Genomic DNA, 19,459 nt, shown 5'->3' on the forward strand with positions numbered 1-19,459 from the left:
CTGTCCTCTCCTTAGAAATCGAAGTCCGAGGCGAACGACCTCTTCAGCGTGTACATCGCTTTGGCATACACGCGCCACTGGTTGGTGTTCGGGATGCGCTCCTCGAGCCGGAACTCGACGGCGCGGTTGTTGAACTCGTTCGCGTCTTGGCTTAACAGCATGTGCGCGCTCTGATAGCGGTCACGCTTGTCGGTCGACTCCTGGCCAAACGTCAGCTCGGGCTCGTTGGAGATCAGCGTCTCGCCCACATAGAGGCCAGCGCGCACCAGACGGGGCTGCACCTTCTCGCTGACCGGTTCGGACTGGAACAACTTGACGACGAGCTGGCCGGTGGTGATCTTGTCGGACTCGGGCAGCACCTCGACGTTGACCAGTCGGGTGTCGCTCTTGCGCTTCTTGTTGATAGTCAGCACGGGTACGACGATCTCCTGCAACGCAGCGCCGCCGTGCACGAACCGCGAACCGGCACCCGGTAGGCGCAGTCGGTGGATCGACTTCGGGATTTGCACCTGAAGATCGCTGTCCAGTCCGACCTGCTTCGGGGCGAAGGTGCGGAATGCCGAGTCGTCCTTCAGCCCCCGACCGAGCACATATCGGCGGTTGGTAACGGTGACGTCATCGCCCTGTGGGAGCCTGGAGAGGTAGAACGAGTCGGCGAGCGCGGTGTCCTGGAACAGGAACCCGTGGTCGGCGGTGACGAGGATGTTGGTCGCGTTGGCGTTTGTGAGGCGCTTGACGAGGTCGACCAGCTCGCGCAGCGCGTCATCGGCGGCCTCGAAAACCTGGCGTTCGGTGCGGGCTTTGTCGCCGGTCGCATCGATGCGGTCGTGGTACACGTACAGCACCTGGTACTGCGCATAGAGCTCGCGCAGCTCATCCCGTGAGAGCGCGAGGACATCCTCTGCCTGAATCGCTTTGCCGTCGACAGCGCCGAGCACCTTGTTGCGATTTGCCGTGCCGTCGGAGCGCTGCCCGTCAACGAGCACGGGGTCGCCACCCTTCGAATGACCGATCGTCTTGTGCGGCAGGAGAGCGGCCATGCCGAGTTGGGTGTAGCTGGGAAGCACGCCGAGCACGGCGTCGAGGGTCGCGTCGAACCGGTCTTCCTGCCGAATACGCGTGCCGAGTTCTTCGGCAACTTCGTAGCGCAGAGCGTCCGAGATGATGACGACGGCCTTCTTGCGGCCATCGCGGATAATCGGCGCGACATGCTCCGTGTAGAACGCGGTCTGCGGGCGTAGCACCGACGAACGCCACCGATCCGTCGCATCGACCTGCTGCTGCCATGCGTTGCCCAGCTCGTAGAGGAATTTGTTCGCGTAAAACTTCTCCACCTCGGCACGCAGAGTCTCCAGTGGCCCGGAGTGCTCAGCCGTACGCGCGGCGAATACGAACTGTCGGTAGAGCTGGTCGACGCGGAACCACTCACGTCGGTAGCGGTCGAGTCCCTCGTCGAAGGATGACACGGTGAACTTCAGCGTCGTCAACTCGCTCAGCAGCTCGGATGCACTGCCGATAGCCGCGTAGAGCTTGCGGTAGCCGTCGATCCAAATACTGCTCTGGCGACTCCGAATGACGTCGCTGACGTCGCGCGCGGTGACAGTGCGCTCGGCGACGGCACGGGCGAGGTCGCTGATGATCTTGCGTTCGACCTCCTCGAAGAGATCGTTGCCCGCGAGGTCACGGAACGTGGCGTCCTCGATGCGGCCCGCGTAGTCGAGATCAGATGCCGCACGCCTTGCGAGTGCTGTGAGTGCGTCCGTGCTTCGTCGATCGTTGCGCAGGCTCGCGAAGTCAAGCTGGATATTGCGCAGCCCGCCCGGGCGATCCGACTTGAACCCGTCGATCGCCTGCCGGAACACCCACAGTGCGAAGTCGTGGACACTCGGGCTCGGCGACGTGTAACCGTATATCGCAGCCGCACCCTTCCAGTGGAACTCGTCGAGCCCGTAGTCGACAAGCGCACGGTATTTCGCATCACCGCCGGCGGCGTTCTCGATCAGCAACGTGCGCGTCAGCTCCAGCAGGCTGTGCTCCCGCTGGCCGAGAAGCACAGCCAACATCTTCGCCCGCAGCTTGTCGGCGTCGTCATCCGGCTCAAGCAGCACCTTGAGGCTCTGCACACGCTTCGCCGCCCGGAAAAACTTCTCGTGCACACGGACAACCTCGTCGATGCCGTCTGCAGTCAGACCAAGGTCCTGCTGCACGAGGGAGGTGCGGTCGGCCGTAAATACTCCGGAGGCCAGTTCGAGGTCGAGCAGCCAGTTCGCGACCCCCGTCGGGACAGATCCCGCGCGATAGACGAGGAACTTGGACTTCGGCGCGACGCGCAATATCCGGTTCTTCACCGCGTACTCGTTATTCTCGACGCGCATCGTCTCGACCCCATCCAGGCCGAGCGTGTCGAGGTCGCCCGTATACTCACTGTCTGGGTCATGCCAGAACACAACGCGTTGCGTATTGAACCGACGCGCCAAGTGCTCCTTCACGGCGGAGGTTTCACTCATCGCTGGCCTCCAGGCCGGGGATCTTCTTGAGCGCGGCACCGAACTTCGGGTAGTTGGCCTTCACTCCGTCGTCGAGATCGATCGCGAGCTGCTGGGTGGCGAGCGGGTAGAGCACATCGTGTTCGTACTCGTCGAGTTCGAGCAGCACCTTGCGCAGGCGATCGACTTCCTTCTCGGCGGCCGCCTTCTCGCGGGGCGTGCCGTCACTTGCCGCGAGTCTCACGTGGTGCTGGCGGCTGGCCTCCAGCTTCGACTTGAACTCGCGCAGGTACTCGTTCAACACCGTCGAGACGGTCGACGGCGTGTAGCGGTGCATGTAGATGAGGGCGCTAAACGAGCCCTTCGGGCTAGAGAACAGCCAGTAAATCGGGCGCTTCTTGTACCGCTGCACATGATCCTTGTAGAAAGACTTCACGAAGTAGTCGCGCAGGTCCTTCACTCCGAGCGTTTCGGTGATGAAGCGCAGGTTCTCCTCGAAGTGTTCCTCGCCGAACGCGACCCGCAGGAACTGCCGGAACCGCGCCACGATATCGTCCTCGAACCAATCGCCGTCCACGATTGGGATGACGTTGTCCTCATCCGGCATGAACGACGGGCTCGGCACCTTCGCCAAGTATTCCTGCAGCGTGCCGCCCTGGTTGGCGAGGATGAGCCCCGACTCGTCAAGGCTGTACCGCCCGAACATGCAGCCAACTGCGTAGGAAATGAGATCCTCGACGGCAGATTCCTGGCTGTCGAGCGAGACATCCGACGGAACGAAGTTGAGCTGCCGATCCTGTGCATCATGCGAAAGCTCATACCAGCCCTCGAACAGACCGTTGTTGATTTCCTCAAGCTCCTGCAGCCGTTCAGAACGGTCGACCGTATGAGCCAACCATGCCGGCACCGCGTCTCGCAGCCTCGAGCCACCGATAATCAAGCCATCGAACAGAGGCAGCGTCGCAAAGTCCCATGACACCTCGCCTGAGTCCCATGCAGACTTGGCGATCTCAATTGCCTCGCTTACGATCTCTGAAATCTGGCCTTTGTTCGCGGCGGACGGCAAGGGGATCTTCTTGACGGTGCCCGCCTTATAACTGATCGTTGGCATAAGTAGTTCGCCGACATAGCCGAAGGCACTGGAGTTCATCGCTCCAATCAGAAAATAGTTGTCGTCGCCTCCCACGACGACGGGCCCTTTATCGGCAAAAAGATATCCATCGGGGTAGTACTTAACCCGGAGGCCATTTGTCCCAACATCGGACCATGTTCCTCCAGCCTGAAAATAGAGGTCCTTGCTGGGCTCCACGAAACCGGAAAGCCGGGCCATCTCATCTCGAGCGGCGCGGTCAAAAGCGAGAACCAGAGTATTGTTCCCGTACCAGCGCGTGGATGTCCCTCCTTTGTTGTATGGCACCCATCGTGCGTGAGCAGAGTCAACGTCCTGTCGCTTGGTCGCGTGTCGGATAAACCGGTCCGCCCCGGCTTCCCACCACTGTCTGAGAAATCGTGCGTTGTCCCCGGTATGGATGCCTTCCCTTATCGGGGCGAGATCTCCGATCGGCGGATGAGCTCCGTAAAGGCGTGCTAGCAGATCGGCTTCCCAATAGACAATTGGCGTCGACGGAAGACCGGCCAGGAGACGCTGTAAAACGTGGCTTACATTCGCCTGCTCGCGAAGGCCAGTTGCTTTGGCCGAAGCATTACCTTCGACGAGTCGTATGTACTGGCCAGCCGTCGCATCGACCGGCCGCCTGTTGCATAAAACAACTCCGGCGGTAGCGACGATTTCTCCATTTAGAGACTCAAATGCACGCGTGCCGAACTGCGCGAGCGTAGCAATCGAAGTCCTGGCAAGGATCAAGCTGCGAAGACCCTCGTAGGACGTCGTGAACATCCAACCCTGCATGGTCACCATAGCTAGGTAACCGCCACTCCGGAGCAACTCGAGTGAGCGCTCTATGAAGATCGCGTAGAGATCGGATCGCGTCACCTTGAACCGGACAGCCAGGAGACTTCTGAGCAGCGGATCGAAACTACCGCTACCCATGTACGGTGGGTTCGCCACGACGACGGAGTATTGACTCAAGAGGTAACTCGCCTGCCGCAGCACCCTGCGCGCTCGCTCATGGAGTTCTACGGAAATGAGATCACCCTCATCTGCATCTCCGCTATGAGCCTCGATCGCGGCCGCGATCTCGGGACTGGGCTGGATTAGCGCTCCCAAGAGATCCGCGTGCGCAAACTGATTCCAAAACAACTCTTCAGCAGCCGAGTATTGTCGCCGGGTAACGAGAAGGGCGAGTTCATCCGTTGTAAAACGGATCGGCTCAAGCACGCAGATGTTCGGTTGGATGCCTCGCGAGAAGAACGTGCGTTGTCTTTCCCGGGCCTTCATCATAAGCGCGAACGCGGCGAGAGCGCCGGCACGGGGATCAATCTCGGTGCCGTAGAGGTTGTGCTGGAGTATCAAGCCGGGGATGTCTCCAGGTGCGTAACCTTCTTCCTCGTAGATCGCGTAGATCAGGTCGAAAGCGTAAGTGAGCATGTGCCCAGAGCCGACGGCTGGGTCAATGATTTTCAACTCTTCAGGGCTGGAGACCTTCAGGAAGTCGGTCTCTTCGGCGACCGGCTTGATGTAGTACTCCATTTGCTCGGCCAGGCGCGAGGTTGGACGGTTAAGCAGCCACAGCCGCCCGAGGGAGTTCTCGACGAGATAGCGAACGATCCAGTGCGGGGTGAAGAGCTGGGTAGCGGCGGGAATCTCCGCAGCGCCGGCCTTCTTGTTCTTCTTGAACCCGGCGAAGACCTCGTCCTTCCGCTCCGAGATATAGAACTGGTACAGCCAGCCGATGACTTCGACGTCTCGGCAGACATCCTCGGTGAGCACGGTGACGGCGCGCGCGAGCACGGAGTCGTCGGCGAGCAGGTTGGCGGGGATGAGCAGCTCGGTGTAGTCACCTTCGCGTTCGAACATGAACGGCATCGAGCGGTTCCAGTGGCGGCAGTACTCGGTGAGCAGCAAGGCGTATGCCTCGCCCTGTGGGTCGTCGCTGCGGCGGGTGCCATCAAGCAGCGCGGTGATCTCTTCGATAGTGCGCTTGTTCGTAACAACGGCGGGGTCGATGTTGCCGCGTTTGGCGTCGGCCAGCACTTCCGGCTGCCCGATATTCTGCCCACGCTGAGGCGAGGCGATGCCGGTGCCGGTGTAGCCGTTGGCATCCATAAAACGCAAAGCGATGATGCGGTTGAACCAGGTGTAAGCAACCTTGTCGGCTATAGCATCACGTCCGGTTTCGCCGCCGCCCCCGGCCGCGATATCGCGCTCGAGTGCAGCGACCACGCTGGCACTTTCGACTCGGTCTTTGGAGGCCGGAGCGAGCACCGCGACGATGCGCGCGTTGACTTCGCGGATCAGGGCGATGCGCGCCCAGGTGGCGAACGACTTAAGGGGTGCGGTTTCCATCAGTGTGTCTTTTCCATTACAGGGCGATCCGCTTTCCGTCATTGAGCGCGTCGATTAGCGACGTTCGGAGTGCCGCGACATACCGGTCGACGTCTTCGGGTGTCTCCAGAACGCCATGCACGCCGGTAGCTGTGATCGTCTTGACCGAGATAGTCTGCTTGACCGGAGCGGGTGCTGGATCGTCAGTCCCCTCGGCTGGCCGCGCTGTTGCGGCGAGCTGATCGAGCAGTGCGGGGAAGAGGGTCTCCTCGAAGCTGTTCCCCAGCTCGCGGATGAGTGCAATTTGAGGCTCGTCGCCGATGCGGGTGATCAGCTGATCGACCGTCCTGACGACGCGCTGTTGTGCGTCTTCGGTCGCGTCGCGGTAGATCGTGCTGCCGAGCAGCGCAGTTCTGCGTGACTCGATCTCCGCAATAGCCCCTGCACGGTTCGCCGCGAGGACCTCGTCGATTCGAGCCCGAAGGGCGTCGGCTGCCTGCTTAAGCTGGGCCATGCGGTTGCCGCGAAACGCCTGGGGGTCATCGAGCAAAGCCGTGACCTCCACGTCGCTGTCTGCGGCGAGATAACCGAGGTTGCTGACGTTCGACCGCAACAGTTCGGCCGCGTCGTCGAAAATCGCCCGCTGCCCGCCGCCGAGGAACGCTTGGATCGGATCAATCACGCTCTCCTTGGCGTCGAGCAGCTCGTCGCCGAGTGCGAATTCCGACAGGTACCACTCGTCGGGCTTACCAACCACCTGCTCAAGAAGCGAGATCGACGCGTCAAGCTGAGACACGAACGGGTACTTCGATCCGGTCACCCGCGCCTTCAGTTCGTCGAGCTTGCCACGCAACTTGTCGCTGCCGTGGCGGGCGAGTTCGAGCGAGTCTTTGGGTGCGGTGGCCTCGTCGAAGAAGTCGGTGCAGAAGGAGCGAAATGCAGCGACTTTGCGCTCGTCGAACGTCTTTTGGGGTGCAACGACGGCGTGCGAGTGCTTCTGCGTGTTACGAAGCACGCCGGCGACCTCGCTGCGCTTGAGAGCGTTGGCATCGACGGTGAGAATGATCTTCGATGCCCCGACTAGCCAAGCGATCACGACCTCGATCGAGGCGAGGTCCCAGCCATACGGCTTGGCCTGGAAAGTATCGACGATCGATTTGACGGTCACCTGCTCGCCGAGCCGGTCACGTCGCAGCACGTGCGAGAGCACCTCGTCACCGGGCGCGGCGAGCTTCGACAGCGACGGATCATCGATCAGCCCCGACTGGTTGGGGTTGGCGAACCCAGCGACCTGCTGCTCGGTGTAACTCGTACCTCCGAGCAAACTGAGCTGGGTGTAGGTGCGGGCGATGAGGTCCTGAAACCCGTCCGTGACCCGCGCGAGCGCATCCTGCGAGCCCGAGGTCACATTGGCAGCGTTGATCACGAGCTCGGCCTTGCCAGCCGCGCGACGGATCCGCTCGACGAGTTCCTTCTCGCGCTCCACGTTCAGCGCGGCCTTCGAGCGCAAGATCTGGTCTTCGACCGCCGACAGCGAAGTGGTCTGCTTGCGCTTGGTGTACTTCTCGGTCTTGATCAGCAACCGAAGATCCGAGAGCACCCGTTCATCGGGCCCAAGGATCACGCGGAGCTCGTCCTTTCCGGTGCTATGTGCCCGGATCGTCTGGGCGTCGTACGGATACTCAGGGGTGATGAAGTGCACCGACAGCTCGCGCTGTTGCCCGTACACCTGGTCGTCAAGCTTGTATCCAAAGGCAAAATCCTGCCCGTTCTTGGCGTAGCGCAGCTTGCTTGTGCGAACGACATCCTGCGAGAGGATCTTGAACAAACGGCCAGCGACCTCGGAGGCGTCGATGTCGACGTTCTTGATTTCCTCCTCGATCACCTGCTCCTCGTTGGTCAGGTACTCGTAGACGTTGCCGCTGCGCTGCACGTACGTCTGCGTCTCCAGCAGCGTCAGCGCCTCCTGCACCTGCTTCGACAGAGCAGGCAAATCGAGGCCAAACCGGTCGTAGACCAGCACGGTGAGGTTGCGCGCGGTGGCCTGGAAGCTCTCGACATACTTGATCAAGAACAACGCCTTAAGTAGACGCACAGCCAGCTCGTTGTCGAGGTTGCGCTCGGCAACGTCGATCGAGCGCTGCGAGGCTGACTTCAGGGAGGCGCGGATGCCCGCGAACATGTGGTCAAAGGTGGCGAGAGTGCCGACCCTGACGTCGCCGATGTCTTTGGCGACTTGTTGCACGACGCCGAGCATCGACCGCTCGCCAACCGAGCTGTTGCGCCCCTCGAACACGTTGTGATCGGAGATGCCCTCGATCGCCGCCTGGAACAGCGGAAACTGGTAGCTCACGAATGGGTAGGTGCCGACGAAGTGGCCCTCGTCGGTGTAGTTGCGGTACGTCTTCGCACCGTCGACGAAATCGAACAGGGTCTTGAAGTTTGCCGACTCCGCCGCGTAGATCGCGCTCAGCGCGGCAGCGCCCTGCGAGTTCTTCTCCAGCAAACGCTTGCGAATGACCTCCTCGACATCCGCGCTCGTCAACTTCACCCGCGTCTTGAAACGGGCCTGGATCTTCGAGAAGTCGTTGCCCTGTTGCTTGGTGCGGTCACCGACGACCTTGTCCATGTCCTCCTGCGACGTCACGAACACCCACGCCCGCCCCTGGCACTTCGTGTTCAGAGACTCCGCAATCGTCTGCAAATTCAACATCAGATGCGTGTTCGACCCGATGAACTGCCCCACCTCGTCGACATAGAAGTTCAGCCGGAAGCCGGGCACCTGCTTGTCGAGCCACGCCTTTACCTCGTCGGCGAAATCCTCGATCGAGACCGCATAGGTTGCCTGATAGGTCGCAAGGATGTCCGGAGCGCTCGAAGTGTCCACACCAGTGACCTGCGCGTAGGCATCATTGACCTGTTTGCGAACCGTCGGGAGCCCGAAGCTTGGTCGGCGTTCAACCCAGTCGCGGCCCGAGATGGAATTGAAGGCTTTCGTGAACGCCTCCAGCTGTCCTTCCTCGTCCATCTGGCGCTCAAATCGGGCAACGTGACCTTGATCGCCGTAGTAACCGCGGGACTCGTCGAAAACCTTCACGAACACCTTCAGCAGGGCGTCCGACTGGTCCTTGCTGATGAGGGTCGCTTTTTGGTCGATGTTGAACAGGAGGCTCTTCGCCGGGATGCGGTCGGCCTTCCCGAGCAGCGCAGGCAGGAACGCGCCTTGTGCCTTCACACCGAAGCTCTCGGAAACGCGCTGGCGCGAGAAGTCTTGTCCCTGCACATCACCAAGCAGGTGGGCGAGCATCTTGAGCAGGTGCGACTTGCCCGAGCCGAAGAAACCCGAGATCCACACGCCGTTGGCGTTGGTGTAGTTCGTATACGCCTCGAGCAGCAGTTCCAGGCCCTTGGCAGCCTCATTCGTCAGGACGTACTCGTCGACCTCCGTGCTGAGGTGAGCGGTGTCATCAGCCTTGATGACACCCTCGATCGGGCGCTGCACATCCTTGGCAAATATCGCGTTGAGATTCATCGAGTCAAGCCTCCTGTTCCAAGATGTTCTTGGCTCGGTAGTACTGGTCGTCCATCAACTGTCCGAACAGAACGAGCGACGACCCAAGAGTGTTGGACTGCTCGTACCGGCCCGGAAAGAACATGAGCATCGGCTTGCCACTGACCACACTCTGCAGGTTGTTCAGCACGTTGTGCGAACGGATGTACGGAAATACCTCGCCGATGCCGGTGAGGAAGAAGATGTCGAAGGCGCCGTCCGCGATCTTCTCTCGGATCGCCGGAGCCAGGTGCTGCTGCGGATTGAGCATCGATTGCAGCATCTCTGTGAATTCGGACTTGTCCAACTGCGGCTCGACTTCGAGTACTTCGTTCCAGTCCCCGCGGTCCTTGAGTATCTCTACGGTCAGGTCGTAGAGGTTCACCTCGCGAACCACGATGCCCTTGTTTGCCAACCGCCTCTTGATTCGCTTCTTGGAGTCGGCGACCGCGAGCGCATCTTCGGCGTCGTATGGGTAGATGAAAAACGGAACCTCATTGCTGAGGCCCTCCATCCGCAGGAATCTACTGCCGCTGAGCACCGCGAAAAGGTGTTCTTCCTGGCGGGACAGTTCACTGGGGGTCATCGTGTGTCCCTCCCCGGGACGATCGTTGGTAGGAACCGAACGTCGCTCGGTCTACTAACGCCGAGCGCGTCAATTACCCGTTCGGACGGCACCGCCTGGAGGATGTCGCCACGCTCAGACAGCAAGCCCGCTTCGGTCAGCATTCGGAACATCGTGGAACGAATCTTTTGCATGGTGGAGTCTTTGAGTTCTGCGAGCTCGGAATGCCACAGGGCCTTGCCTCGAACAAAGCTGTCGAAGTCGTCATAGCTCAGGGTCGGGGTCAGCAGAATGAATCGCTCGCGGACAACCTCCTCGGCGAAGTCGCCGATCAACGTATAGCGACGGCATGCCGCAACCCACATGAGGTGGCCACGTTCCGTCGCTGTCGCTTCGATCAGCAACTCAAGTTCATTGTCCGTCAGGACGGCAAGACGTTGCGCGACCTCGCGCGCGAGGCGGAACCCCGACGATATGGTGCGCGACTGAAGAAGGTTGTTCTCTCTGATCAGTTCACGCACACGCGCCCAGTCGCGCTCGCGCAGATAGAGAGGAGCGGCGATGACGGCTTCACGAGACAGGAGAGCGCCGCTGGTGAACGACAGGGCATAGCGCTCGACGGTGACATGTTCATTCGTCAATCCGCACCTCCTTCCTAAAAATGGCAAGTCGTACAGCCTACGACCACCGACCGACATCGACCGAGTGGCAACCGTTGGGTCAGGGGTCTCCGACAACGATCGACGCGCCGCCGCTGCGCACCCACTCGTCGACCTCGCTGATCTGGAACTTCCAGAGGCGCCCGATCTTGTGTGCGGGCATCCCCTTCTCGGCGATCCAGGCGTACACCGTGTCTTTCGTGACACCGAGATGGGCAGCAATCTGGTCTGCCGACAGCCAGGGCTCAGCCATCAAAGAATCTCCACTCGGCGCACATCGGAACACGGATACGCCCACCTTATCGGCCAATGAGCGAAGGCTGACCGGGTTTTACCGGGTTTAGCCGTGTGACGCCGCCTAACGCCCCCTTGCGCTCCCCCCAGTACAGGTGACAATTGGATATGGGGCACGCGTCGCTCACGGGCAATGGCTCCGGTGGCAGCATCCGCTACGGGCCAATCGCCGTCGAGACCAGAGAGTTCCGACGGGCGGTGCCCCCTGTCGCCTTCGACTGCGTGAAGCTGCTGCTCATCCGCGAGGGATCGACGATCCTCACGACGGAAAGCGACACGACGTTCGCCAGCGAGGGCGACCTCGTGTTCCTGCGCACCGCGACGCTCTGCGGAGGGGCGCCCGAGCAGGCGGTCACGATCTCGACGCTCTACATCGACACCGACTACCTCTTCGACCTGTGGGTGTGGCAGCTCGCGCCCATCGGCCATGACCGCGAATCGCTGCGCGCCTACACGATGAGGCGCGAGTTTCTGCCGCCACTGACCTACGTGCGCCCCGCACCCGAGACAGCGCACCACATCGGCCTGGTCTTTGACGACCTGAGGGACAGCCTGGCGCTCGGAGCGGACGAGTTCTACCACGCCCAGTCGCTCGTGTCCGAGCTGCTGCACGTCGTCGCGCCGCTCATCGGTGTGACACCTCCCAGCACATCGCCCACGACGAGCACGCTCACGGTGCCCGCGCCGCCACGCAACCGCAAGTTCGCCCCGCTGCGAGGTGAAGCACTCGCCGCGCGCCGCGCATTACACGCCGACCCGGCGAGGCACTGGTCAATCGGTGACCTCGCAGAAGAGGTGCACCTGTCGCGCCGCCAGCTCACGCGCGTGTTCTCGACCGCGTTCGGCAAGACGCCGATGGTTTACCTGTCGATGATGCGCGCCCGGGAGATGGCACGGCTACTGGCCGAGACCAACATGACCGTCGCGGCAGCTGCGTCCCAGGTCGGATGGCGCAGTCGTAGCCATGCCATCGAGGTGTTCCGGCGCAGCATAGGCGTCACCCCCGATCAGTATCGAAGCCTGACCGGCGTTCGCAATGTGGACATACCCGACCGGGATAGGGACGCAATCGAGCGCACCGCCTGAAGCGCCGCCCGCCTCGTGTTATGCCCGAATGCATCCAGCGTCAGGCGCATCCACTCCTGACGGCGTGACCTACCTCCCTCGACCGTCTCCCGGCAACCCTGGCGCACCTGATCGACAAGAGCCCACCGGCTCCCGACCAGGCGACAGGAGGTGCCCAAATGACGAGTTGGGAGGAGTCACGCGCCGCGCGCGAGGCAAAAATCGACGCGCTGCACGAACAGCTCACAGGGGCGGTCGAGCAGCTCGTCTCGGGCACCGACTGGGCGCGTGCGATCGAGTTCGCTGCGCGCTTCCGCACTCGGTCGTTCAACAACACGCTGCTCATCTGGGTGCAGCATATGGCCGCCTTCGAGGCCGGCCGAGTGCCCGAGCCGATGCCGAGCTACGTCGCCGGATTCAAGCAGTGGCTCTCGCTTGGCCGGTCGGTACTCAAGGGCCAGGCGGGCTACATGATCCAGGCTCCCGTCACGGCACGCTTCGCCACCGCGACGCCGTTCGATCCCCAATCCTGGCGGCGACTGGAGCGAAACGAGAAGCCGCGGCCCGGTGAGATCGTCCGCTCGAAGATGGTCGGCGTCCGTCCCGTCTACGTCTGGGACGTCACACAGACCGCGGGCGACCCGATCCCCGAGCAGCCCAGCCCCAGGCTGCTCGAAGGCGAAGCACCCGCCGGGCTGTGGGACGGCCTCGCGCAGCTCATTCAGGCGCGCGGTTTCGCCGTGCTGCACGTCGCGCACGCCGGTCTCATCCTCGGCGCAAACGGGCTCACCGACTACTCAGCGCGCACCGTCGCCGTACGGCAGGACATGGACGATGCCGCTCAGGTGAAAACCCTCACACACGAGCTGGCGCACGTCATGCTGCACGGCCCCGATAACCCGGATGCCGTCCGCCACCGCGGCATCGGTGAGGTCGAAGCCGAGTCCGTCGCGCTAATGATCGGCGCGGCGCACGGCCTCGACACCACGAGCTACACCATCCCCTACGTCTCGTCGTGGGCAACCTCGGTCGAGGGCAGGTCCGCCGTCGAAGTTGTGCAGGCAACCGGGGAGCGTGTGTGCGCGACCGCGGTGAAGATTCTCGCCGAGCTCCCGACGGTGCAGATCGGCGGCGGCGATCCTCCCGGCCTGACCCGCGAGGCGAACGGGCGCACCACGGAGCGGGCGACCGCCGAGGCCGCGGAGCCGGAAGTCATCGCGCCGCAGACGCGCACCGCCGAACTCGTCGGTCGGAGCCTGTGATGGACATTGCACGCCTCCTCGCATCGGTCACAGGGCACGACCCTACGACCGCAGCCCGGCAGTATGCCGAGGCGGGCATCCCTGTCTTCCCCTGCGCGGCTGGCGGCAAGCGCCCGCTCACCACGCACGGATTTCACGACGCGAGCACCGACCCCTCGCAAGTCGCCCGCTGGTGGGCACGGTGGCCGCGCGCCAACGTCGGGATGCCGACCGGAACCGCCTCGGGGCTGGAGGTCGTCGACGTCGACGTGCACGGGGCGATCCGCGGCTTCGCGGCATTCGAGCGCGCCCGACGAGAAGGGCTGACCGATCACTGGGCCGCCTTCGTGCGCACACCCTCGGGCGGCATCCATGCCTACTACCCGGCCGACCCAGACCAGGTGCAGCCGTCATGGCAGGCGGCGAGCGCCGGAATCGACTTCCGCGGCGCAGGCGGCTACGTCGTCGTGCCGCCCTCGGTCGTCGTCACAGGTGTGGGGCCGTCTTCGTACGAGCTGATCAGCGCGGGCAAGTCGGACCCCGTGCCCGTCGACGCTCGCGCGTTGCGCGACTTCCTCCAGCCGCGTCCGGTGTGGCCCGCAGCGCTCGCCGCCACCATGCGCCGCAGCGTTGACCTCGACGTCGAGCGGATCGCCCGGTGGGTCGCCACCCGCGGTGAAGGCGAACGGAACCGCGGGCTCTTCTGGGCCTCCTGTCGCCTGGCCGAGTCAGGGCTCGCCCCCGACAGCATCCGCGCCGCACTGGCGCCGGCCGCTGAGCATGCCGGGCTGCCCACGCCCGAGGTCGCGGCGACAATCCGCTCGGCGCACCGCGCCGCCGCGGGTGCTGCGGCTCCGGCATCCGTACACGTCGAAGAGCCGAGGCTCACGTCGCGGCCATCTATGGGACAGGTGCTCTCGTGATCCCCGGCGACGTGCAGCGGCCAACCGGGCGACTCGCGGTATGGACCGCAGTGGCCGGGACCGTGTTCATCGCCGCTGGAGCGTTTTGGTTGTCGTTCACCGCGCTCGCGGACCTCGCGCGCCGCTCCGGCGTGGACGCGCGCCAGGCGTGGGCCTGGCCGCTCATCGTGGACGGGATCATCGTCGTCTCCACCGTCTCGGTGGTCGCGCTCGCCCAGCAGCGTGAGGCCTGGTATCCGTGGCTCCTACTCATGGCGGGTGCCGCGGTGTCGGTCGCAGCGAACGCAATTCATGCCGTGGTCGCCGCCGATGCCGACGTGCCTGCGGCGCTGGCCGGAGCGGTCGCGGCCGTTCCGCCGCTCGTGCTGCTGGCAATCACGCACCTGACCGTCGTACTCACGCGGCGCTTTCGCGTGGACCCCAAGCCGGTCGAGCATGAACTGGCAGCTCATGCCGTCGTGCGGCAGGCGGAGACGGCTGTGCACCTACCCCCTAAAGAACTCGCCCTGCGAATGAAGGAGGACGGCATGACGAACAAGGCGATCGCGCGTGCGACGGGCGTGCATCCGTCCACTGTCGGGCGCTGGCTCGCACCGCCTGCCATCGCCGCGGCTGCCATCCAGGAAGGAGGCGCGCTGTGAACGACGCCACGCGGGACGACCCGCAGCACATCGACCAAGCCCCCCGCGAGGTCGATTCGAAGAGCCCCGAGCCTGCCGCTGAGGTCTCGGAACTGGCGAGGCACGGTGACCCATCGCGGGTCAAAGCCTCGACTCCGGCGATGTCGGAAGAGGAGAAGTTGCGCCGGGCTGTCATCTGGGTGCGGCCGACCGAGCTGATTCCCACGACGACAGGGCGAGTTGTGGGGCGCGGCATCGACTTCCAGGCCGAGCTGGCCCGCCGCACCCGTGCACTGCCGGTGCAAGCAGCCGCAGCGACCCGGCACGGCATCCGAGAGCGCACCCGCCGCCTGGCGCCACTGGCGGCGTTCGGTAACTCCGGCGTGCACCATCCCTCGCTCGGCCGCGACGCCATCGGAAGACAGTGAGCTGCCCATGTCACCCCGCTCCCCTCACTCCGCTGCCGGCGACGACGTGTGCACCTCCCCGTCACGAGGTGGCCCGTACATGGCCGACCAGCCCGACTCGTCCCTGGCGTTCAAGACGTCGGAGGGACTGCGCGCACTGCTCATCCGCCTGCACCGCGAGGGTGAGGGTGCCTGGCGTCGCGACCCGGAGGCCACGGCGCTCATGGAGTACACGGCAGCTCGGTACGTGGCACTTGCACGAAAGCACGGTCTCGACCAGTGGGAGGCCGCAGGCGCGGCATTCGACGCAATGCGCACACCCGCGGTGCGCAACGCTAACGATCCTTGGGCGGTGATCACGCGGGCCGTCCAGGTCACGCTGATCGCTGAGGAACGCGCGAACGGGCTCCTCTGCTCGACGCACCAGGCGCGGCGACCACAGTATTCGAGCTTCCACGATGCCGAACGGTTCAGCGACCGTGAGAACCCGCTCACCGACTACCACGCGGCATTCCGTGTCAACCCGAACTCGGAAATCGACGACAACACTATGAACGACGAACGACCGACCGGCATCGTCAGGGCAGTCGAAGACGCGATTGCCCTGCTCTCCCTCCTCGGCTGGCCGGAGCGCACCGCGCGCACCGCCGTCGAGTACATCTGCATGCGGCTGAGCGAAGCGCCCTCCCGAGCGAGCGCCGCCGAGTCGCTGCGGCGCGACCTCCACGCCCGCGCGCTGCTCGATATCCCCTCGACCTCGTGGCACTCGCTGCTGCGCGCCATCCTCGGCAATCCCGACCCCGACCAGACCCACACCGCCGTCGGCCGCGGCGTGTTGCTGCGGCTACTCATCGGTGAGCCGCTGCGGTCGCTGCTCACCGATGACGACCTCGTGCTGCTCGTCGGACTCGCCGCCCCGACCCCTGCTGGAGCGAGGTGACGGGATGAGAGCGAACACGGGGCACATCGAGCTGGAGCGCACGATCGACTCGATCGTCGTCGGCAGCCGTCACCGCACCGAGCTGGGCGACATCGACGCACTGGCTGCCTCAATCGAACGCGAGGGGCTCTTGCAGCCGCCGACGGTCACTCCCGAGGGCCTGCTCGTGTGCGGCGCACGCCGCCTCGCCGCGCTGCACCAGCTCGGGTACAAGACGGTCAACGTATTCGTGCGGGCGGGCATCTCCGACCGGCTGCAACGGCTCATGGCCGAGCAGGCCGACAACGTGCTCCACAAGCCGTTCACGCAGATCGAGGCGGCGGCACTGTACCGCGAGCTGAAGGCACTCATGGCGGAGGATGCCGCACGTCGGCAGGAGACGACGCAGTTCGGCGCAAGCGGGAAGATCACGGCAAAGAATGGTGGTGCCGTCACGGCACCACCGCTAATCGGGACCTCCGGCAAGTCGCGCACACAGGCCGCGATGATGGTCACCGGCCGCAAGTCGTACACAAGCCTGGAGCAGATCAACGACCTCCAGCGCATCGCCAACGACCCGAAGCAGCCCGAGGATGTTCGTGCCTTCGCACGCTCGGAGCTGGGGTCAATCGAGGCCGGAGCGTCGATCACGGCCGCGCACGCACGCACCCACTCGATGCTCGCGATTCCGCAGGACGAACCCGAGCCGCCCGATCTGGAGCAACTTGCTGTCGAGGCGCTGGAGCGCGCGAAACAAGGGCGCAAGCGCGGCGTGAATCCTTCCGTCGCGCCAGCCGAGCCAGTGCGCTATCCGCTGCGCGCCTTCACTCTGACCTGGGATGACCTCGACGGCTGGTGGGCACACTTCGACCCCGAAGAAGTCGGCCCCGCGCTCAGCGCTGCGCAGTGGGCGCATGTCGAGACGACCGTCGCGGCCACCAACGAGTTCTTCGCTGCCGCACGAGAAGCCCGCCAGCTACGGTCAAAGGAGAGCGCCTAATGCCGCCGTCTCGATTTCCCCGCCGTCTCATCATCGTCCTCGCCGTCGCCGCCGCGGTGCTCGCGGCGCTCGTCGGTGTCGGTCTCTATGGGCTGCTCCTCGCTCCGAGATCCGCACCCACCACGGCGAGTGATGTGCCCCGCGAAACTCCCGGGCCTGCGCCCGCGATCCCGACGCCGACCGACACGATTCCCTCACTGCCGGGCATTCGTTCGACAGCGGATGCCGAGGGCTTCGCGCGCGCCGTCGCCGAGGCGCTGTTCGCCTGGGATACGGCGAGCGATTACGAACCGACCGACTACGCGCAGGTCATCGTGGACGTCGGCGACCCGTCCGGCGAAGAAGCGGCCGGTCTCGCCTCCGACGTACGAAGCTATCTGCCGACAGCGGAGGCGTGGGCGCAGTTGCAAACCATGCAGACTCGCCAATGGCTCACGATCGACGAAGCGCATGTGCCGGACTCGTGGGCCGACGCGCTGGACCAGGCAGCACCCGGCCAGCTCCTGCCCGGAACGATCGCCTATACGATCAGCGGCACACGGCACCGGGACGGCATCTCCGGCACTGAACCTGTCGAGTCCGCGCGGGGCGCGGCGTTCACGGTGATTGTGACCTGCCAGCCCACTTTCGATACCTGCCACGTGCTGCGACTCTCCCAGCTCGACAACCCTCTGCGATGAGCGGATACGCCAATGAAGAAGGTCGTCCTAACACTCGTCGTGCTGGTCGCTGCGTTCCCGGCCGCAGGCCTACTCAGCGTCGGCGTGCTGATGTCACCGGCGGCCATCGCGGCGTGCCTCTCATCGACCTCACTCACCGTCGGGGTGGTGCCCGAATCGCTCACCGCGACAATGCAGTCGGGAGCGACGGTGACGCTTGACCACCAGCAACTCACGCACGCCGCAACGGTCATCACGGTCGGAGCCCAAACCGAGGGTGTCGGACGCTCGGGTGTCGCGGTCGCGCTGATGGCCGCGCTGACCGAGTCGCGGTTGCGGATGCTGGCCAACTCGTCGGCTTACCCGGAGTCCGCCGACTATCCGAACGACGGCGAGGGCTCTGACCACGATTCGCTCGGGCTCTTCCAGATGCGCCCGACCGCGGGCTGGGGCACAGTCGCCGACTTGATGGACTCCGACTACCAGTCGAAGGCGTTCTACGGCGGGCCTATTGGGCCGAACTACCCGTCGCCCCGCGGCCTGCTCGACATCCCTGGCTGGCAGAGCATGGACCCCGGCGAAGCTGCCCAGGCCGTCGAGGTCTCGGCCTACCCCGACCGATACCAGGACTACCGGCCCGTCGCCGAGGCGATCATCGCCGCGCTCACCCGTCGTGCCCCGACGACGGCAGAGGGCGTCCCGCTCGACGGCGTTCCCGAGTCGACGAGACTCGTCTTCCCGCTGCCGTCGGGGACGTGGGTGAACTCGGACGACTTCGGCTGGCGCGCCGACCCCTACACGGGCGAGCCAGCGTTCCACTCCGGCACCGACCTCGCAGCGGCTGAAGGTACGTCGATCTTCGCGCTCGCCGATGGCGTGGTCAGCTATGCCGGCCTCTCAGGGGGTTACGGCGGACTCATCATCATCGAGCACACAATCGGCGGCCGACGCATCGCCTCCGCCTACGCGCACATGTGGCAGTACGGCATCTACGTCACCGCGGGCGATCGGGTCCTCGCGGGTCAGCACATCGGCGACGTGGGATCGTCCGGCAAGTCAACAGGCGCACATCTCCACTTCGAGATCCGCCCCGGCGGGACGACCTCTGCGGCCATCGATGCCGAGGTGTGGCTCGCCGAGCACGGGGTCGAGAACCTCGATGCCACGACGACCGCGGCACTGTGCACGGCAGGACAGGCGGCGTAGCGATGGATATTTTCCCCGACTTCGGAGCCGTCGGCGGCACCGCCGAGCTGCGCGCGATCGTCGGCGCGCTTCTGACCTTCGTGCTGATCTTCGCCGTGCTGATGCTCGTCATTTGTGCGATCGTATGGGCGATCTCGTCGTCGAGCGGCAACATCTCGTCAGCCGTCCGCGCCCGCACCGGCTTCCTCGTCTCCATCGGAGCCGCAGCCCTGGCCGGGGCCGGCGTCACCTGGGTCAACTTCCTGCTTGGCGTCGGTGCAAGTATCTAGGACTGTCTCCTAACGGCTTGAGCCAGATTGTGATGGCCCGGCGCGACTCCGCCGCGGTAGGTGATGGCGAGTTTGACGTTCCGGGTTGGGATGGTCCGCCAACGTGCCTCGAACCGAGAAAGATCGTAGTCGGCGCCTGGTGGTGCAAATC

The 19,459-nt window shown here is 64.1% G+C and carries 16 protein-coding genes; 10 read left to right on the top strand and 6 right to left on the bottom strand.

Features of this window, described 5'->3' with window-relative positions; all coding sequences use genetic code 11:
- Positions 1-11: 11 nt before the first annotated feature.
- The 6 genes from pglZ to E3T24_RS13910 form a co-directional block, all read right to left on the bottom strand.
- Positions 12-2,507: a BREX-1 system phosphatase PglZ type A gene (gene pglZ, locus E3T24_RS13885; protein WP_134434728.1), complete on the bottom strand. Its 2,496-nt coding sequence runs from the start codon at positions 2,505-2,507 to the stop codon at positions 12-14.
- Complete coding sequence (gene pglX / locus E3T24_RS13890; protein WP_134434729.1) at positions 2,500-5,952, bottom strand: BREX-1 system adenine-specific DNA-methyltransferase PglX; 3,453 nt, start codon at positions 5,950-5,952, stop codon at positions 2,500-2,502. Before pglX ends, pglZ begins: the two co-directional genes overlap by 8 nt.
- 16 nt (positions 5,953-5,968) lie before the next feature.
- Entirely contained in the window at positions 5,969-9,463 is a 3,495-nt protein-coding gene (gene brxC, locus E3T24_RS13895) for a BREX system P-loop protein BrxC (protein WP_134434730.1), read from the bottom strand.
- Positions 9,464-9,467: 4 nt separating this feature from the next.
- Entirely contained in the window at positions 9,468-10,067 is a 600-nt protein-coding gene (locus E3T24_RS13900; protein WP_134434731.1) for a DUF1788 domain-containing protein, read from the bottom strand.
- On the bottom strand, positions 10,064-10,687 hold the full coding sequence (locus E3T24_RS13905; RefSeq protein ID WP_241978708.1) for a DUF1819 family protein: 624 nt from the start codon (positions 10,685-10,687) through the stop codon (positions 10,064-10,066). Before E3T24_RS13905 ends, E3T24_RS13900 begins: the two co-directional genes overlap by 4 nt.
- Positions 10,688-10,766: 79 nt before the next feature.
- Positions 10,767-10,958 carry a helix-turn-helix domain-containing protein gene (locus tag E3T24_RS13910; protein ID WP_134434733.1) on the bottom strand — a complete coding sequence of 64 codons (192 nt, stop codon included), beginning with the start codon at positions 10,956-10,958 and terminating at the stop codon, positions 10,767-10,769.
- 263 nt (positions 10,959-11,221) lie between these two features.
- On the opposite strand from E3T24_RS13910, the gene E3T24_RS13915 reads away from it, so the two are divergent.
- The 10 genes from E3T24_RS13915 to E3T24_RS13960 all read left to right on the top strand — a co-directional run bounded on the left by E3T24_RS13915 (position 11,222) and on the right by E3T24_RS13960 (position 19,308).
- Positions 11,222-12,085 (top strand): helix-turn-helix transcriptional regulator, encoded by an 864-nt coding sequence (locus E3T24_RS13915; RefSeq protein ID WP_166789213.1) that lies wholly within the window; start codon positions 11,222-11,224, stop codon positions 12,083-12,085.
- 158 nt (positions 12,086-12,243) lie between these two features.
- Entirely contained in the window at positions 12,244-13,326 is a 1,083-nt protein-coding gene (locus tag E3T24_RS13920) for an ArdC family protein (protein WP_134434735.1), read from the top strand.
- Positions 13,326-14,228, top strand: coding sequence for a bifunctional DNA primase/polymerase (locus E3T24_RS13925; RefSeq protein WP_134434736.1), 903 nt, complete (start codon positions 13,326-13,328; stop codon positions 14,226-14,228). The genes E3T24_RS13920 and E3T24_RS13925 overlap by 1 nt, the downstream gene beginning before the upstream one ends.
- Positions 14,225-14,869 (top strand): DUF2637 domain-containing protein, encoded by a 645-nt coding sequence (locus E3T24_RS13930; protein ID WP_241978709.1) that lies wholly within the window; start codon positions 14,225-14,227, stop codon positions 14,867-14,869. Before E3T24_RS13925 ends, E3T24_RS13930 begins: the two co-directional genes overlap by 4 nt.
- The gene (locus E3T24_RS13935) at positions 14,866-15,276 is read left to right on the top strand and encodes a hypothetical protein (protein ID WP_134434737.1); all 411 of its coding nucleotides are present in this window, start codon (positions 14,866-14,868) and stop codon (positions 15,274-15,276) included. Before E3T24_RS13930 ends, E3T24_RS13935 begins: the two co-directional genes overlap by 4 nt.
- 79 nt (positions 15,277-15,355) lie before the next feature.
- Positions 15,356-16,195: a hypothetical protein gene (locus E3T24_RS13940; RefSeq protein WP_134434738.1), complete on the top strand. Its 840-nt coding sequence runs from the start codon at positions 15,356-15,358 to the stop codon at positions 16,193-16,195.
- 4 nt (positions 16,196-16,199) lie between these two features.
- Positions 16,200-17,174, top strand: a complete 975-nt coding sequence (locus E3T24_RS13945) for a ParB N-terminal domain-containing protein (RefSeq protein WP_134434739.1) — start codon at positions 16,200-16,202, stop codon at positions 17,172-17,174.
- Complete coding sequence (locus E3T24_RS13950) at positions 17,174-17,854, top strand: hypothetical protein (RefSeq protein WP_134434740.1); 681 nt, start codon at positions 17,174-17,176, stop codon at positions 17,852-17,854. The genes E3T24_RS13945 and E3T24_RS13950 overlap by 1 nt, the downstream gene beginning before the upstream one ends.
- A 12-nt stretch (positions 17,855-17,866) precedes the next feature.
- Positions 17,867-19,039: a M23 family metallopeptidase gene (locus E3T24_RS13955; RefSeq protein ID WP_134434741.1), complete on the top strand. Its 1,173-nt coding sequence runs from the start codon at positions 17,867-17,869 to the stop codon at positions 19,037-19,039.
- Positions 19,040-19,041: 2 nt separating this feature from the next.
- Positions 19,042-19,308, top strand: a complete 267-nt coding sequence (locus E3T24_RS13960; RefSeq protein WP_134434742.1) for a DUF6112 family protein — start codon at positions 19,042-19,044, stop codon at positions 19,306-19,308.
- Positions 19,309-19,459: the final 151 nt, after the last annotated feature.

It is taken from the genome of Cryobacterium sp. TmT2-59 (genome assembly GCF_004403545.1).
Lineage (GTDB): Bacteria > Actinomycetota > Actinomycetes > Actinomycetales > Microbacteriaceae > Cryobacterium > Cryobacterium shii.

Excerpts from the sequence above, each read along its gene's own strand:
- brxC (WP_134434730.1), bottom strand. The coding sequence starts at position 9,463 with ATGAATCTCAACGCGATATTTGCCAAGGATGTGCAGCGCCCGATCGAG.
- E3T24_RS13950 (WP_134434740.1), top strand. The coding sequence starts at position 17,174 with ATGCCGCCGTCTCGATTTCCCCGCCGTCTCATCATCGTCCTCGCCGTC.
- E3T24_RS13910 (WP_134434733.1), bottom strand. The coding sequence starts at position 10,958 with ATGGCTGAGCCCTGGCTGTCGGCAGACCAGATTGCTGCCCATCTCGGT.
- E3T24_RS13960 (WP_134434742.1), top strand. The coding sequence starts at position 19,042 with ATGGATATTTTCCCCGACTTCGGAGCCGTCGGCGGCACCGCCGAGCTG.
- E3T24_RS13925 (WP_134434736.1), top strand. The coding sequence starts at position 13,326 with ATGGACATTGCACGCCTCCTCGCATCGGTCACAGGGCACGACCCTACG.
- pglZ (WP_134434728.1), bottom strand. The coding sequence starts at position 2,507 with ATGAGTGAAACCTCCGCCGTGAAGGAGCACTTGGCGCGTCGGTTCAAT.
- E3T24_RS13920 (WP_134434735.1), top strand. The coding sequence starts at position 12,244 with ATGACGAGTTGGGAGGAGTCACGCGCCGCGCGCGAGGCAAAAATCGAC.
- E3T24_RS13945 (WP_134434739.1), top strand. The coding sequence starts at position 16,200 with ATGAGAGCGAACACGGGGCACATCGAGCTGGAGCGCACGATCGACTCG.
- E3T24_RS13955 (WP_134434741.1), top strand. The coding sequence starts at position 17,867 with ATGAAGAAGGTCGTCCTAACACTCGTCGTGCTGGTCGCTGCGTTCCCG.
- pglX (WP_134434729.1), bottom strand. The coding sequence starts at position 5,952 with ATGGAAACCGCACCCCTTAAGTCGTTCGCCACCTGGGCGCGCATCGCC.
- E3T24_RS13940 (WP_134434738.1), top strand. The coding sequence starts at position 15,356 with ATGGCCGACCAGCCCGACTCGTCCCTGGCGTTCAAGACGTCGGAGGGA.
- E3T24_RS13900 (WP_134434731.1), bottom strand. The coding sequence starts at position 10,067 with ATGACCCCCAGTGAACTGTCCCGCCAGGAAGAACACCTTTTCGCGGTG.